Origin of the sequence: Bradyrhizobium sp. in8p8 (genome assembly GCF_000426845.1) — a bacterium.
GTDB lineage: Bacteria > Pseudomonadota > Alphaproteobacteria > Rhizobiales > Xanthobacteraceae > Bradyrhizobium > Bradyrhizobium japonicum_C.
In genome coordinates this window covers 13,947-29,988 of sequence record NZ_AUGD01000001.1, presented here as the reverse complement: position 1 = coordinate 29,988, position 16,042 = coordinate 13,947, and the positions used below count along the sequence as shown (strand labels likewise).

The following is a 16,042-nucleotide window of genomic DNA, read 5'->3' as shown; positions in this document are numbered from 1 at the left end:
ACGCAGCGTTATATGGCCTGACGCAGGTGCGACCTAGTCGCCGGATGCGGTGCCGCCATGCCGACCAGGGTCGTCCCCGCGAACGCGGGAACCCCTACCGCGACACCGAGGGGGTTGCGCCCGTGGTTGTCTCGTCGCCAAAACAAGATGCCCGGGACCAGCCCGGGCATTCACATCTTTCGATGGTCGTGGGCGCCTCTACGCCCCCACCATCGGCATCCGCGGATACTCACCCGGCGTGCCCGCAGGCGGGATCGGGATGCCGCCGTCGGCATATTCGTTGAGCTTGTTGCGCAAGGTGCGGATCGAAATGCCGAGGATGTTCGCGGCATGGGTGCGATTGCCGAGGCAGTGCTTCAGCGTCTCCAGGATGAGGTCGCGTTCCACATCGGCCACGGTGCGGCCCACGAGCGCGCGCGTCACCTGCTCGGCGGCCATGGTGGCATGCGCCACGGCCGGGGGCGTCTTGGCGAGGTCCAGGCGGTCGCCGTCCGGCGTGATGATGGCATCAGGACCGATCTCGTCGCCCTGCGCCATCAGCACCGCGCGGTGCATGGTGTTTTCAAGCTCGCGGACGTTGCCCTGCCAGCGGTTGGCGGTGAGCACCCGGCGGGCTTCCGCCGAGATCGGGCGCAGCGGCACGCCATTGGCCTCGGCGTACTTCTTCACGAAATGCTGGGCGAGCTCCAGGATGTCGGCGGGGCGCTCGCGCAGCGGCGGGATCTTCAGGTTCACCACGTTGAGGCGGAACAGGAGGTCCTCGCGGAACGTGCCCTCGCGCACGGCCTCGGCCAGGTTGCGATTCGACGTCGCGATGATGCGGATGTCCACGGGCACCGGCCTGGTGCCGCCGACGCGGTCGATCACCCGCTCCTGGATGGCGCGCAGGAGCTTGGATTGCAGGCGGACGTCCATCTCCGAGATTTCGTCGAGCAGCAGCGTGCCGCCGGTCGCCTCCTCGAACTTGCCGATGCGCCGCGCGACCGCGCCGGTGAAAGCGCCCTTCTCGTGGCCGAACAGCTCGGATTCCAGGAGGTGCTCGGGGATCGCGGCGCAGTTGATCGAGATGAACGGACGCTTGGCGCGCGCCGAGCGGGTGTGGACGTAGCGGGCCAGCACTTCCTTGCCGGTTCCGGATTCGCCGGTGATCATCACCGAGGCGTCCGACCCCGCGATTTGCTGGGCGAGCTTGATTACCTTTGCCATCGCTTCGTCGCGATAGACCAGCTCGCGGGAATCGTTGGCGACGGCGGCGAGCACCGCCGCGATCAGCTCCGGATCCGGCGGCAGCGGGATGTATTCCTTGGCGCCGGCATGGATCGCGGCAACCGCGGCGCGGGCATCGTTGGTGATGCCGCAGGCGACGATCGGGGCGTGGATGTGCTCGGCCTCCAGCCGCAGCACGAGATCGCGGATGTCGAGGGCGACGTCGACCAGCAGGAGGTCGGCTCCCTTGCCGCCGCGCAGCACGCGCATCGCCTGCTCGTGATCTTCGGCATGGGTCACGGTGGCGCCGTTCTCCATCGCGATCTTGGTGGCGGTGGTGAGCTGGCCCTTCAATGTGCCAACGATGAGAAGCCGCATGTCAGTCTCCTGTCCGTCTGCTCGCGCTGCCGCGCGTCATGTCCTTGTGCTAGCCGCGCTCGGCCTTGATGATTTCCGTCATGGTCACGCCGAGCTTGTCCTCGACCAGGACGACCTCGCCGCGAGCGACCAGCTTGTTGTTGACGTAGATGTCGATGGCCTCGCCGACGCGCCGGTCGAGTTCGAGGACGGTGCCCGGTCCGAGCTTGAGGAGCTCGCCGACGTCCATCTTGGAGCGGCCGAGCACGGCCGAGACCTGTACCGGCACGTCGAATACCGCTTCGAGGTCGGCGGCGGCGCGTGCCGCATATTCGTCCTCGTTGTAGCCAACGTCGGTGCCTCCAGGGGGCATCGGGCCGTTGAGATCGGGCAGCGGGACCTGTCCCTCGGTATCGCTCATGGCTTAATTCCCCCTGCGGGACGCGATATAGCGTCCGACCATTTCATCGATCTTGGCCATGATGGCGCCGCGCTCCAGCACGACGCCGCCATCGGCCCATTCGATCCGGCAGTCGCCGGTGGCAATTTCCGGCTCGGCCAGGATCACCAGCCGGCCCTCGAAGCCGCTCTGCTTGGCGAGCCGCTCGATCTTCTCGCGCGCGGCGTCGTAGAGCGCATCGTTGATGCGGACGACGAGATGCGGTGTCGCGACCAGATGCGAGAAGCAGTCCTTGACCAGCGCGATGACCTCGCCGAGCGGCTCGGCTGCGACCAGATCGGCGCACAATTTGCGCGCCACCGCGACGGCGACCTCGACCGCCTCGGTCTCCATCTTGGTCTCGATGTTGGAGATGCCGGAGGCGAGGCCCCGGATTCCGATGTTGATCTCTTCCATGGCGAGCGCGACGCGGCGGTCGCTCTCGGCCTTGGCCTCGCGTTGGCCGGCGGCAAAGCCTTCCTGATAGGCGCGCGCTTCGGCTTCGGCGACCTTCTGGGCGATCTCGGCCGCAGTCGCCGCCTTCTCGCGCGTCGTCCGCTCGGGCGCCGCGAAATCGGTATCGAACAGGAATTTTGCCGGAGCGGCCATCAGTACACCAGCTCGTCGTCGGCGCGGTTCTTGGTCAGCATGATCTCGCCCTTGGCGGCGAGGTCCTTGGCGAGGTTGACCAGAAGCGCCTGGGCCTCGTCGACGTCGCGCAGGCGCACCGGACCCATCGCCGCCATGTCGTCCTGGAGCATCTTGGCCGCGCGCGAGGACATGTTGCCGAAGAAGAAGTTGCGGACGTCCTCGTTGGCGCTCTTGAGCGCGACGCCGAGCTTGTCCTTGTCGACGTTGCGCATCAGGGTCTGGGCGGAGCCGGAATCGAGCTTCACGAGGTCGTCGAAGGTGAACATCAGCGCCTTGATGCGCTCGGCCGATTCACGATTGTCCTCTTCCAGCGAGGTGATGAAGCGGGTTTCGGTCTGTCGATCGAAATTGTTGAAGATTTCGGCCATGACCTCGTGGGCATCGCGGCGGCGGGTCTGTGACAGGTTGGACATGAACTCGGTGCGCAGCGTCTTCTCCACGCTCTCGATCACCTCCTTTTGCACCGCCTCCATCTTCAGCATGCGGTTGACGACGTCGAGCGCGAGCTCCTCGGGCAGGATGCTGAGAACGCGGGCGGCGTGCTCCGACTTCAGCTTCGACAGCACCACCGCGATGGTCTGCGGGTATTCGTTCTTGAGATAGTTGGCGAGAACCTCCTCCTGCACGTTGGAGAGCTTCTCCCACATGTTACGGCCCGCCGGGCCGCGGATCTCGTCCATGATGCCGTTGACGCGCTCCGGCGGCAGGTATTGCTGGAGCAGGCGCTCGGTGGCGTCGAAATTGCCCATCAGCGCGCCCGACGCCGACATGCGCGAGACGAATTCGAGCAGCATGTCCTCGACGGTTTCGACCTCGACGGTGCCGAGCGTCGACATCTCCAGCGAGAGCTGGCGCACCTCGTCGTCGTCGAGCAGGCTCCAGATCTTGCCGCCATATTGCTCGCCGAGCGCCAGCATCAGGATCGCGGCACGCTTCGGTCCGGTCAGCCCTTCGGTCCTGGGCCCGCCTGCACGGCTGCCGGCGCGCTGGCCGAGCGTGGAGATCACGCTGGTGATGTCGTTGGAATTGGCGTTTTGCAGGGAGGCGGCCATGTCAGTTCACTTCTCGTATCACTTTGCGGATTCGCTCAGCCACTGGCGGACGATGGCGACGGTCTCGTTGGGGTTGCGCTCGGCCAGTTCGCCGACGCGATGAACAGACTGGGCGTGGACCTGGCCCTGAACCGTGGCGACGTCGATCGCGCTGGCGGCGCCGCTCGGCAGCAGCGGCTGGCCCGCCGCCGGCGCGGCCTCTTCCGAAGCGGCGGGGCCCGTCAGCACGCCGGAGATGGCGGCGGCGACCTCGTCCGAGGCGAGGATGCGCTTGACCAGCGGCCGGATCACCAGGAACAGCACGACCAGGCCGAGCAGCATCATCACCCCGAGTTCGACGAAGTACATGACGTCGTCCTTGGTGAACTGCAGCATGCCAAGAAGGCCGCCGGGTTCGCCGATCGGTGCAGTGGAGGGGGCGTCGGCGAAGCGCAGGTTGACGACCTCGACCTGGTCGCCGCGCTTCTGGTCGAAGCCGATGGCCGAACGCACCAGGGCGGCGATGCGGTCGAGCTGCTCCTTGGTGCGGTCCTGATAGGCCAGCTCGCCCTTGTCGTTCTTGGTGTAGATGCCGTCGACCAGCACCGCGACCGAGATGCGGTTGACCCGGCCGGCTTCGGTCACCTCGGTCTTGGTGGTGCGGGAGATCTCGTAGTTGTTCGTCTCTTCGGTCTTCTTGCTCTGGTCCTTGGGCGCGACGCCGTTGTTCTGCTGGTTGCCGGGCAGCTCGTTATTGACGGTGACCTGGCCGTTGTTGTCGGCGGTCATGCTCTGCTCTTCGCGGGTCTGGCTCGAGCGTAGCACGCGGCCTTCGGGGTCGAACTTGTCCGAGGTCTGGGTGACCTTGTTGAAGTCGAAATCGGCGGAGAGCTGCACGCGGGCGCGGCCGGAGCCGACGACGGAGGACACGATGTCCTCGACCTGCTTGCGCATGCGCTTTTCGAAGGAGATGCGGCGTTCGTCGCCGACCGCCTGCTCCGGATCGGTCGCCGCGCCGTCCGCGAGCAGCTGGCCGGCCTCGTCGACGATCGAGACCCGCTGTGGCTTCAACCCGTTGACGGCGGAGGCGACGAGATGGCGGACGGCCCGGATCTGCTGGGCTTCCAGCGAGCCGCGGACGCGCACCACGATCGAGGCCGAAGGCTCCGGCGCCTCGCGCGCGAATAGCGGGCGCTCGGGCAGCACGAGATGGACGCGGGCGGCCTGGATGCGGTCGATGGCGCGGATGGTGCGGGCGAGCTCGCCCTCCAGCGCGCGGAGGTGATTGATGTTCTGGACGAAGGAGGTAGTGCCGAGCGCGTCCGACTTGTCGAACACCTCGTAGCCGACGCCGCCGCCCTTGGGCAGCCCGCCCTCGGCGAGCTTCATCCTGAGGCGCGTGACCTTGTCCTTGGGCACCATGATGATGGAGCCCTCGTTGCGGATCTCGAACTGGATGCCTTGGCGTTCCAGGTCCTTGATGATGCTGGAGGAATCCTCGACGGACAGGTCCGTGAACAGCGTCGTCATCTGCGGCGTGGTGACGCGCATGATGACGAAGGCGAAGAAGCCGATGAGCGCGGCGGTGACCGCGATCATCGCCCCGAACCGGGCGGCGCCGATACTCTTCAGAAAGTCCGCAAGCCCTTGCAAGCAACCGCCCCACAGATTCGGCCGCTTTCACTGGAAAGGCCGACTGGGCAATTATTGCCTAGGTGATGGTTTCGATATGGTTAACGAAGATTAAGAGGTCGGACAAAAGTGCATCATGAAAAAAATCGGCCTCGCAAAGCGAGGCCGATTTTCGTCAAAAGCAGCAGATTCCGGATCGCTTACTGGCGATATTGCTGGATGCGGGTGGTGCGAAGACCCGCCAGACCGTGCTGGTCGATGGAAAACTGCCAGGAGAGGAATTCGTCGACCGTCAGGGTATAACGGCTGCAGGCCTCCTCGAGGGAGAGAAGTCCACCACGGACAGCGGCGACGACTTCGGCCTTGCGGCGGATGACCCAGCGTTTGGTGCCGGGTGCAGGCAGATCCGCGATCGTCAACGGACTACCGTCCGGCCCGATGACGTATTTTACCCTCGGGCGATGGGGTTCTGTCATGGCGTACTCACAAACTCTCAACCACTGAACTCACGCCCGTAACCCTACGCCCCGCGGCTTAAAAATCCGCTAAGCCTAAGGCTTCAATACAATTCTCGTTGAAACTTGCGGGAACACGGCCGTCTCGCGGGCGGGAGAGGTGATCTCGGCCGGCTGAGCGGGGCAGAAGGTAAATGCTTTGCTAACGCGGAACGACGCTTGCGGGGTCGGCGCGAGCCCGGAACTCTGATCCGCCTTTTCCCCGCTGGGAGAGATGCTGCGAGCCTCAATAGCTGCTTGTCGCGATGATGCTCTTGACCTGGCTCATCGTGTAGCTGGCACCGTCGATGGTGAGCAGCGGCGGCGACTGGGTCAGGTCGACCGACGACACCACGCCCTGCACCTGCGCGGCGATGCCGACATTATTGTTCGCCACGTCCTTCCCCGTGGCCGAGATCGTGTACTTGCCGTCGGGCCATTGCGTGCCGTCATTGCCCATGCCGTTCCAGGTGAAGGGAATGTCGGTGCCGGCGGCGGCGGTGTATTTGCCATTGAACACGGTCTGGCCGCTCGAATTGGCGATGGAGATCTCGACGGTGGAGTCGGTCGGCACGTTGAGGTGCCAGACCGCCGACGAGTTGGTCATGGTTGCGGTCGAGCCGTCGACCAAGGCGGTCTTGCCGACGAAGCCCAGCGCCTGAGTTGCCTGCGTGGTCTGCTGCAGGCTGACGAGCTGGGCCAGCGACTCGTTGGTCTTGAGCTGCTGCTCGACGCCGGCGAACTGCACCAATTGCTGGGTGAACTGGTTGGTGTCGAGCGGATCCAGCGGGTTCTGATTCTGCAACTGCGTCGTCAGCAGCGTCAGGAAGGTCTGGAAGTTGCCGGCGAGGGTCGACCCGGTGGTCGAGCTCATCGACGAGTTCGACGAGGATTTCGGGATGTCGGTCGTCCCGGAGACGACCGACGGTGCGGTGGCGGCATTCGTGGTGGTCATGATCGAATACTCCTCACACTCTGATATCGACGCCGCTGCTCGATCCGAGCATGCGACCGTAACCGCGCCCAACGGGCGCGGCAGCGACGGCTTCGTCCTCGCTGATGATCAGCCGGCGGGCGTTGCCGCCATGGTCGTTGTTCTGGCCGGAATTCTGGCCCGATGTGTTCTGATCGCGCAGGCTGAAGGACAGCCCGTTACTGCCGGTCTTGAAGCCCGCATCGTCGAGCGCGCGCTGCAATTGCGGCGCGTCCTGACGCAGCATCTGCAGCGTCTCCGGCTTCTCCACCGTCAGATGCGAAGTGACCTGCCCGTTGCGGTCGACGTTGATGCGCACGTCGATGCGGCCGAGCTCGGCCGGATCGAGGCTGATGTCGAACCGGGACCTGCCGGCGCGTATGGCGGCCGCGATCTCGATCGGCACGCCGCTGATCGGCACGGCCGTCGCGGTGGCCGCGGTTGCGGTGAGCGTCGCGGTCGATGCCGTGGCGGCCGAGGTGGTATTGGTCAGCGGGGCCTGCACGGCGGAACCCGCCTGCGCGCCGCTATCGGTCGGAGTGACGGCCGCTTGTGTGCCCGCATGCGCGTGTGTGGCCGGCGCGCCGTGGGCCAGATCGGCGGTGCGGTCGGCCGCCCCCGCTTTCGCCTCGATCGCTCCGCCATCTGCCTGCGGCTTGACACCTTCTGCATGTGCGGCGCTCGCAGCCGGTGCCTGCGTCGTGGCGGCGTTCGCCGTGCCGCTGTCCTGGCCGATATTGGAGACATCGGTCTGGGCCTGCGCCGCGACAGCATCCTTGAACGAGGTCTTCGGCGTGCCCTGACTGACGGCGATCAATCCGCCATTGGCTTTCGCATCGGCCGTGGCGGCTTCGTCCGTGCCGGTCGCGGCCTCGCCGAGGGTCGCCGTGGTGTCGGCATCGACCTCGGCGCCTGCGACCTTGGCGCTCTGGTCGCTCGTCTTGGCGGTATCGGTCTTGGTGCCGGCGATCTGGGCCGCAGTGGAGGCACTGGCGGCAAGACCTGCCGCGGCGATCGATAGTGGCGAAGCGGCATCGCTGGCCTGGTTGGCCGCCGCGTTCGGATCGACCGCCACGGCCGGCGCGGCAACGATAATGCCGGGATCGGGCAGGGCGGTCTGCGTCGCATCGGCCGCCGCGGCGGCGCCCGCATCGGCGCCGGTGACGGGCGTGCCGTCAGTCTTGTCAGCGTCGGTCTCCTCGGATTTGTCCGCCGGTTTGGCGTCCGACGTCTCCGACTTGTCCTTGGCCTTGCCGGCATCCTTGGCCGGATCGCTGGTCGCCTCGCTCTTGTCATTCTTCGCCGGCACAGGCGTGTCGACGTCGTCGCTCGCCTTGCTCTGCGAAGGCTGGTCCGTCGATGAGGTGTCGCGCGCGCTCCGGTCGAAGGACGGGGAGGATGACTTGGATTCGCTCCGTCGCGGCGCGGGGTCCTGCACCTGCGCATTGTTGTTGATCGCCTGAGTGTTGCTGTCGACCAGCGAGCCGAAGGAGTCGTTCGCAGACGCGTCTTTCGGCCCTTGGCTCCGCGCAGGCTTTTGCTGCGCGCTCGGGACCTGCACGCTTGCCACGACATCTGACGTTCGACCAACCACCGGCGACCCCTTGGAAACAACTTCGGACAAGGGGTAGCAAGGAGCGGGCCAGCGTCCCGTTGCGGCAATTTATATAGTAGAATCAACATCATGTGCGCGTGGCGCCGCAGCCCAGCAAGACCCCGCAGCACCGTCGTTTCTGCCGGCCCGGCAAGAATTGCCCTAAGCAGGGTGCCCGCGTGATTGCTTCACCGGAAGGCCGCCTATATTAAAGAGGCTACTCTCAGCCGCTTTCGACTTGGGCAGTCTGCGCTTCGGGAACAAAAGTTCCGGGAGATCGCCGATGTCCCGCGAGAAGGCACAGGAATCGCAGTTCGCGCCACGACGCCGTCACAACGCTTAGGCCCATGCTCAACAGTCTGGATCTCGAAGGCCGTCCCGAGGACACCAGGGTCGTCGTCGCCATGTCGGGCGGCGTCGATTCCTCGACGACGGCTGCGCTGCTGAAGGCGGAGGGCTATGACGTCGTCGGCATCACATTGCAGCTCTACGACCATGGCGCGGCGACTCACCGCAAGGGCGCCTGCTGCGCCGGTCAGGACATCCACGACGCCCGCGACGTCGCGGCCAAGCTCGGCATTCCCCATTACGTGCTCGACTACGAGGATCGCTTTCGCGAGTCCGTCATCGACAACTTCGCCGATTCCTACGCGCTAGGCGAGACGCCGGTGCCGTGCATCGAGTGCAACCGCAGCGTAAAATTCCGCGACCTCCTGAAGACCGCGCGTGAGCTCGGGGCGCACGCGCTCGCCACCGGCCATTATGTCGCCTCGCGTCGTCTGGATGACGGCTCGCGCGCGCTGGTCTGTGCGGCCGATAGCGACCGCGACCAGAGCTACTTCCTGTTCGCGACCACGCGCGAGCAGCTCGACTTCCTGCGCTTTCCGCTCGGCGACATGACCAAGCCGCAGACGCGCGAGCTTGCGCGTCGCTTCGGGCTTGCGGTCGCCGACAAGCACGACAGCCAGGACATCTGCTTCGTGCCTACGGGGCGCTACACCGACATCATCACGCGCCTGCGGCCGAATGCGATGGATCCCGGTGACATCGTCGATCTGGACGGACGCGTGCTCGGCCGGCACAACGGCATCGCCAATTTCACCGTCGGCCAGCGCCGCGGCCTCGGCATCGCCTCCGGCTCGCCGCTGTTCGTGGTGCGGCTCGACGCGGCGCACCGCCGCGTCGTCGTCGGCCCGCGCGATGCGTTGAAGATGCACCGCATCTCCTTGCGCGACGTCAACTGGATCGGCGACGGCGACATCGACTGCGCCATCGGCGGCGGGTTAGAGATGTTCGTGCGCGTGCGCTCGACCCGCAGCCCGCAGCCGGCCTGGCTGCGCGGCGGCAACGGCCGCTACGAGGTCGAACTCGTCGCCGGCGAGGAAGGCGTCTCGCCCGGCCAGGCCTGCGTGTTCTACGATGCGCCCTCGGGACAGGCGCGCGTGCTCGGCGGCGGCTTCATCCAGAGCGCCGCCGCGAAGGTCGGAGACGCGACATCGCGCCCGCTGGTGGAAGCGGTTCGCGGCTGAGCACGATGAGATCGAGCCCGCCTGTCACCGCAGCGACGGTGCGCCCCCTCTCCCGCCTGCAGGAGATGGTAGGGGATGGGGCTCTGTCCATCATCGATTCGTCGCGAGAGGAAGAAGCTCTCACCCGCCACGCTCTTGCGAGCGTGTCGACCTCTCCCGCAAGCGGGACAGGCGCTAGGCCGAGCGCGGAGCCGGTATCGATTTCACCAGCGCGCATCACACTCTAGAAACGCACAGGGCAGGGGGGCATGGCAGCAGACATCTCGCGGGCTGGGGTCGAGAAGGCCTATGGCCGCTGGGCGCCAGTCTATGATCTCGTGTTCGGCAAGGTGTTCGATGCCGGACGGCAGTCGACCATCGCGGAGGCCGACCGCATTGGCGGTCGTGTGCTCGACGTCGGCGTCGGCACGGGCCTCTCGCTCTCGGACTATGCGCGCACGACGAAAGTTTGTGGCGTCGACATTTCCGAGCCGATGCTGCGCAAGGCGCAAGCGCGCGTGCGCGCGCTTCGTCTCTCCAACGTCGAAGTGCTCTCGGTGATGGACGCGAAGAACCTCGCCTTCCCCGATGATTTCTTCGACGCGGTGGTCGCGCAATACGTCATCACCGCCGTGCCTGATCCCGAAGGCACGCTCGACGAGTTCGTGCGCGTGCTCCGGCCCGGCGGCGAGCTGATCCTGGTCAACCACATCGGCGCCGAGAGCGGCCCGCGAAAGCTGTTCGAGCTCGCCTTCGCCCCGATCGCTCGCCGCCTCGGCTGGCGCCCGGAATTCCCCTGGGCGCGCCTCGCGAACTGGGCCGCAAGACACGGTGGCGTCACGCTCACCGAGCGCCGCCCGATGCCCCCGATGGGCCACTTCTCCCTGATCCGCTACCGCAAAGCGTAGCTGCGAGCGACACGGGCAGTGCGCAGCTCACCGGAGGGGAGGGTGGAGTTCGCCCGCGGCTGGCTCCGATCGAACCCCGATTAGATCGCACTCCGCCTGGGGAACGGCCCGCCTGCCCCGCGCGTTTCCTTCTCATGAGCACGACATCGAATATCATCCTGGCAAGCCTCCTGATCGCCGCCTCCGGCGCCGCGATCGCGCAGGCGCCGCCCGCCCCAGCGACGCCGCCGCAAGCAACCGCGCCGCCATCCCCGCAACGCGCCGCCGGCTGTGCCCCATCCGATCGGCTGGCCACCACCCCCGACGGCACCACCACCGGCCAGTCCCGGGAACCGCTCGGAGACAAGCTCGCCAAGACGGACGGCGTGCTCTGCCCGCCCTCGGGCGTCGATCCCGACATGCACGCCCCCGCGCCCAGCACCGACAGCAACACCCCGGTCATCCCGCCCCCCGGCAGCCCCGGCGGCGACCCGAATGTGAGGCCGAAATAGCCTGTCCCGCCGAAGCTTGAGCGAAGGCGGAAGCCGGTTTCGCATCCCAGACCGTCATGCCCGGGCTTGCCCCGGGCATCCGCGTTCTTGGCCGCGACTGAAGGTGGGGTATGGCCGGGACTAGCTGGCCGGCCATGACGAACCCGTTGAAAAGAGGTCCGTATTCACCAGGCGGCGCGTCCCGCCACAGCCCTGGCGATGGCGGAAAAGGCCGCCGCTTTGCTTGACTTCCCGCCGCCCCCTTCCTTATATGCCGCGCGTTCGCGAGATCGGCCTTATTCGCCGCCGCGATCCCTGTGGCGGGGTAGCTCAGCTGGTTAGAGCACGGGAATCATAATCCTGGGGTCGGGGGTTCGAGTCCCTCCCCCGCTACCACGTATAACCCACTGTTGTGGTGGGCCTCGGAAGAGTCCTCCGCCGACCAGAGCGGCCAGCTTTCCCTTGACGTCGAAGCCTTCCCGAGGCTCTTTCGGGTGAACGATGACGCTGTGCACAAGCGACCTGGAATCGGCCAAAAGGCCCCCACGTCCTCGCGCTTGCATCGCGTGCTATCATGTTAGCAAGAGCGTTGACGGTCTCGATGTAGCGATCCAGCGTTGCCGGATGCAGTGACATGGGGGTAGGGGTCTCCTCGAGGGCAGCCAGCTCCGCCTGGACACGCAACGGCTCCTGCTTCAGTTGCGATCCGTTGCTTGGCATCCTCCTCGGAAGCCAAGTACCTGATCATGAGATCAATGTTTCGCTGACTAGAATCATTGGCCCGCTGCCATCGGTAGCTCCGTCAGCTCAACGCGGTGGTTCTACCGAAGCTAAATCGCAATGGCCTACTTCCAGCACGAAGACGCCGGCACCTCCAAAGCTGTCGCTAGCTCACGACTATCCCCTTAGGCGAGTGCTCCGGTTTCCAAAGGGGCGAACTGACGAGCAGCGCACCCGCGACAGCGGTAGATCGTCGGTGTCCGGTCAACGCTGCGCTTGGCCAGGCCGAATTGCGCTGGTCGGCTCGTCTCCCGAAAGCTGACCTCGAAGGCTTCTGAGCAAAGGGCAGCCAAGGCCAGAAACAGATTCAGGCAGCATCAGCACACCACGCCTGCTCACTTGGCGAGGATCCGAGGATCTAGCGGCTTCGAAGGTCGGGACATCGTACTGGCGGCAATGTGGCAGCAGGCTGAACAATGACGACGATAGGGACTTGGATTATTTCTGCCGCAGCGCGCGGGCGAGCTGATCTTCCAGCGGCTTGCGCAGGTAGGCGATCGCCGTCCGCACGCCGTTCTGGATGAAGGCTTCAACCGGCATGCCGGGCACCAAAGCCTTGCCGTCGAGCTTGGCGAGTTCGCTCGCGTCGAGGCTGATGCGGGCGACGTAGTAAGCCGCGCCGGACTGCGGGTCTTTGGTCAAGTCGGCGGCGATCCGCGTCAGCGTGCCGTCGAGCTCGGGGGTCACGGCGGCGTCGAACGCGCTGAAGCGGAGCTTGGCGGATTGCCCCACCTTGAGCCGGTCGATCATTTGTGGATCGACCCGGGCCTCGACCACAAGCGAGTCCTTCGGCACGATCAGCATCAGCTGTTCGCCCGCAGTGATCACGCCGCCGACGGTGAAGACCGATTTCTGGTGGATCAGGCCGTCTTGCGGCGCGCGCAACACCACGCGATCGAGCTGGTCCATCGCGGCGATGCGGCGTTCACCGAGGTCGGCAAGCTTGGTCTCGACGTCGCGCAGTTCGGTCGCGACCTCACGGCGCTGGTCCTGAACCAGCTGGATGATCTGCAGTTCGGTTTCGGTGATCCGGCCCTTGGCGCGCGCGATCTCGGCGATCAGCTGGCCTTCCTCGCCGGTTAGGCGGGAGGCCTCGCGCTCGAGCGCAGTGAGGCGCGCATAGGGCACCAGACGCTTTTCGTATAGCTGGCGGACGCCCTCCAGCTCGGTTTCGATCCAGCGGATCTGCTCGCGCTTCGACGCGATCTGCGCCTCCAGGCCGCGGATTTCGTCCACGATCTGCGCCTTGCGTTCGCGCAGCTGCGACTGCTGGCCGCTGATCGCCTCGCGCCGCCGGGCGAACAACGTGGTCTCCCCCTCGATCATCTCCGTGATCGCACCGATGGCGCGGCGTGCGGAGATCTCGCCGGGCAGCACCACCGCGTCGCGGCCGTTCTGCTCGGACTGCAGCCGGGCGCGACGCACCCCAAGCTGGTTGAGCTGGTTTTCGATCAGCGCAAGGTTGGCGCGCGACAGCGTCTCGTCGAGGCGGACCAGCATATCGCCGGCCCGAACCTGATCCCCGTCGTTGACGTAGATTTCGGCGACCACGCCGCCGGTCGGGTGCTGAACCCTGCGGACGTTGCTGTCGACCACCACTTGCGCCGGCGCGATCACGGCGCTGGCGAGCGGCGCGGTCATCGCCCAGACTCCGGCGGTGGACACCACGATCGCCAAGGTACCGATTCCGAGTCCGGTGGCGCGCCGGATATCGCGAAACGGATCGTTGCGGCGAGCTTCGGGCGTGGAGGGGGCGGTCATGTGGAGGTCCTCAACTGACGGCTGCGGCCGGAACCGAGCGCGCATCGGGCACCGCCTGCAGCGCCGCCCCGCCCGGCGCCGGATGAGCGGCAAGCGATTTGCGCAGCACTTCGTCCTTCGGGCCGAACGCTTGCACCTGACCGGCCGCCAGCGTCAACACGAGATCGACCGCGGCGAGCGCCGCCGGCCGATGCGCGATGATGACGGCAATGCCGCCGCGAGCCCGGACACGCCGGATGGCGTCGGTCAGCGCGGCGTCGCCTTCGGCGTCCAGGCTGGCGTTCGGCTCGTCGAGCACCACCATGAACGGATCCTTGTAGAGCGCGCGCGCCAACGCGATCCGCTGCCGCTGGCCTCCCGACAGGGTGGCGCCGGCCTCGCCGATCCGCATCTCGAACCCCTTCGGCAGCTTCAGGATCATCTCGTAGGCGCCGGCGGCCTTCGCCGCGGCGATCACCGTCGTCTCGTCGATCTTCGGGTCGAAACGCGCGATGTTTTCCGCTACCGTTCCGTCGAACAATTCGACGTCCTGCGGCAGATAGCCGATCATGCCGCCACGAATCTCTGCCGGCCACTGGTCGAGGGTGGCGCCATCAAGGCGGATCTCGCCGCGTGCGATCGGCCAGATCCCGACCAGCGCCCGCGCCAGCGTCGATTTGCCGGCGGCTGACGGGCCAATGATGCCGACCGCCTGGCCGGCTTCAAGTACGAACGAGGCGTTGTGCACGATCGCGGTCGTGCCGCCGGGGGCGGCGATCGTTACCTGCTCGACCGTGAGTCGATGGACGGCGCGTTCGGGGGCGACGTCGGGCTTCGGGGCGTCGCCGTTGCGCAGAGCGGCGCGGAGCCGTTGGCCCGCCTGTCGCGCGCCGAGGAACGGACGCCAGATGGAGATCGCAAGCTCCACCGGCGCGAGCGCGCGGCTGCCCATGATCGACGCGGCGATCATCACGCCGCCGCTGGCCAGCCCCTCGATTACTAAATAGGCGCCGAGGCCGAGCAGCGCCGATTGCAGCATGAAGCGCAGCGCCTTCGACAACGCGCCGAGCGATCCGGCGATATCGGCGTTGCGCTGCTGGGCGGCGACGAGATCGTCATTGGCGGCGCCGATCCGGTCGATCAACCGCTGCTCCATCCCCAGCGCGGCCACGATTTCGGCGTTGCGCCGACCGGCTTCAAGCTGAACGCCGCGGATTGCGCCGGCACGCGACGCGTCCCGGGTCGGCGCTCGCGTCAGCACCTCGGTGAGCAGCGCGATCCCGAACAGCAGCACCGCGCCCACGACCAGCGTCCAGCCGAGATAAGGATGCAAGAGAAAGCAGCCGGCGAGATACAGCGGCATCCATGGCAAGTCGAACAGGGTCGTCGGGCCGAGCCCGGAAAGGAACGACCGGACCGAGTCCAGATCATGAGACAATTGCAGGCCGCGATTTGCGCCGCCGCCGCGCAGCGGCCCCCGCAGGATGTTGCAGACGACCGGTTGCCACAGCGCGGCGTGCAGCGCTGATCCGATCCGCGTCAGAATGCGCTGACGCAGCAGGTCGAACAGCCCTTGCATCGCATACGCCGCCGCCACCGCGGTCGACAGTGCGATCAAGGTCGGAATGCTGTGCGATGGAATGACCCGGTCGTACACCTGTAGCATGTAGATCGAGCCGCTGAGCATCAGCAGATTGAGCACCGCCGAGAACAGTCCTACCGTCAGAAAGGCCGTTCTGCAGGAGGCGAGCGCGGCCGACGCGAGATCGCCGGACGGGGGGGACGACGCGGAGGACGTTGTTGCAGTCATGATACTCAATTCAAAACGACGTCGGACAGTCACGGTCGGATGCGGCCGGCGTTCGTTAGCGAGGTTCAACGTCAGGCGCATGACAATGCGGCACGTGCGCGAAAACGCGTTCCAGTGGCGACCAGGCGCGACATCCTGCGACGAAACGCCGCTCTGGTTCGGAATTCGGCCGCACCAGCCGGCAACCGAAGCCTGGCGTGGTCGTCCCTCGCGGCGGACTGATCAAGCTTTAACGCGATGACTCAATGGCGATTGCCGGCGGCCGAGCGTCGAGCGCGCCGCGAGGAGTGGTTGGTGCGCGCGGTCTTCGCAGCACTTTCCATGTTGCGACTTCACCGGCCCGTTAAGAAGCAGTCACCGATCTGTTGTCGTCGGCATTCTATCAACGCGCATTAACGATCCGTTAACCAACGGCGGTCTGGACCGCGCCCTCACGCATGCCGTGAGGC

General features: G+C 66.2%; 13 protein-coding genes and 1 tRNA gene. 4 read left to right on the top strand and 10 right to left on the bottom strand.

Annotated features, from left to right (window positions below):
* Nucleotides 1-198 precede the first annotated feature (198 nt).
* The 8 genes from flbD to K408_RS0100070 all read right to left on the bottom strand — a co-directional run bounded on the left by flbD (nucleotide 199) and on the right by K408_RS0100070 (nucleotide 8,377).
* Nucleotides 199-1,584 carry a sigma-54-dependent transcriptional regulator FlbD gene (flbD, locus tag K408_RS0100105; RefSeq protein WP_024337741.1) on the bottom strand — a complete coding sequence of 462 codons (1,386 nt, stop codon included), beginning with the start codon at nucleotides 1,582-1,584 and terminating at the stop codon, nucleotides 199-201.
* A gap of 49 nt (nucleotides 1,585-1,633) precedes the next feature.
* A complete protein-coding gene (gene fliN / locus K408_RS0100100) occupies nucleotides 1,634-1,984 on the bottom strand; it encodes a flagellar motor switch protein FliN (RefSeq protein WP_024337742.1) in 351 nt (116 codons plus the stop codon).
* A 3-nt stretch (nucleotides 1,985-1,987) separates the two neighbouring features.
* Complete coding sequence (locus K408_RS0100095) at nucleotides 1,988-2,611, bottom strand: FliH/SctL family protein (RefSeq protein ID WP_024337743.1); 624 nt, start codon at nucleotides 2,609-2,611, stop codon at nucleotides 1,988-1,990.
* Nucleotides 2,611-3,705, bottom strand: coding sequence for a flagellar motor switch protein FliG (fliG, locus tag K408_RS0100090; RefSeq protein ID WP_024337744.1), 1,095 nt, complete (start codon nucleotides 3,703-3,705; stop codon nucleotides 2,611-2,613). The genes K408_RS0100095 and fliG overlap by 1 nt, the downstream gene beginning before the upstream one ends.
* A gap of 18 nt (nucleotides 3,706-3,723) precedes the next feature.
* The gene (fliF, locus tag K408_RS0100085) at nucleotides 3,724-5,337 is read right to left on the bottom strand and encodes a flagellar basal-body MS-ring/collar protein FliF (RefSeq protein WP_024337745.1); all 1,614 of its coding nucleotides are present in this window, start codon (nucleotides 5,335-5,337) and stop codon (nucleotides 3,724-3,726) included.
* Between the two features lie 179 nt (nucleotides 5,338-5,516).
* Nucleotides 5,517-5,792 (bottom strand): CtrA inhibitor SciP, encoded by a 276-nt coding sequence (sciP, locus tag K408_RS0100080; protein ID WP_002714638.1) that lies wholly within the window; start codon nucleotides 5,790-5,792, stop codon nucleotides 5,517-5,519.
* A gap of 265 nt (nucleotides 5,793-6,057) precedes the next feature.
* Nucleotides 6,058-6,765 carry a flagellar hook assembly protein FlgD gene (locus K408_RS0100075; RefSeq protein ID WP_024337746.1) on the bottom strand — a complete coding sequence of 236 codons (708 nt, stop codon included), beginning with the start codon at nucleotides 6,763-6,765 and terminating at the stop codon, nucleotides 6,058-6,060.
* Between the two features lie 13 nt (nucleotides 6,766-6,778).
* On the bottom strand, nucleotides 6,779-8,377 hold the full coding sequence (locus K408_RS0100070) for a flagellar hook-length control protein FliK (protein WP_024337747.1): 1,599 nt from the start codon (nucleotides 8,375-8,377) through the stop codon (nucleotides 6,779-6,781).
* 347 nt (nucleotides 8,378-8,724) lie between these two features.
* Between K408_RS0100070 and mnmA the strand changes: the two genes are divergently transcribed.
* The 4 genes from mnmA to K408_RS0100050 all read left to right on the top strand — a co-directional run bounded on the left by mnmA (nucleotide 8,725) and on the right by K408_RS0100050 (nucleotide 11,659).
* Nucleotides 8,725-9,906 carry a tRNA 2-thiouridine(34) synthase MnmA gene (gene mnmA / locus K408_RS0100065; RefSeq protein WP_024337748.1) on the top strand — a complete coding sequence of 394 codons (1,182 nt, stop codon included), beginning with the start codon at nucleotides 8,725-8,727 and terminating at the stop codon, nucleotides 9,904-9,906.
* Between the two features lie 248 nt (nucleotides 9,907-10,154).
* A complete protein-coding gene (locus tag K408_RS0100060; protein WP_024337749.1) occupies nucleotides 10,155-10,793 on the top strand; it encodes a class I SAM-dependent methyltransferase in 639 nt (212 codons plus the stop codon).
* A 134-nt stretch (nucleotides 10,794-10,927) separates the two neighbouring features.
* Nucleotides 10,928-11,284, top strand: coding sequence for a hypothetical protein (locus K408_RS0100055; protein ID WP_024337750.1), 357 nt, complete (start codon nucleotides 10,928-10,930; stop codon nucleotides 11,282-11,284).
* A gap of 298 nt (nucleotides 11,285-11,582) precedes the next feature.
* A tRNA-Met gene (locus tag K408_RS0100050) sits at nucleotides 11,583-11,659 on the top strand.
* Between the two features lie 822 nt (nucleotides 11,660-12,481).
* Here K408_RS0100050 and K408_RS0100045 read toward each other — a convergent pair.
* Both K408_RS0100045 and K408_RS0100040 read right to left on the bottom strand, forming a co-directional pair.
* The gene (locus K408_RS0100045) at nucleotides 12,482-13,804 is read right to left on the bottom strand and encodes an HlyD family type I secretion periplasmic adaptor subunit (protein WP_024337751.1); all 1,323 of its coding nucleotides are present in this window, start codon (nucleotides 13,802-13,804) and stop codon (nucleotides 12,482-12,484) included.
* A 10-nt stretch (nucleotides 13,805-13,814) separates the two neighbouring features.
* A complete protein-coding gene (locus K408_RS0100040) occupies nucleotides 13,815-15,593 on the bottom strand; it encodes a type I secretion system permease/ATPase (protein WP_024337752.1) in 1,779 nt (592 codons plus the stop codon).
* Nucleotides 15,594-16,042 lie beyond the last annotated feature (449 nt).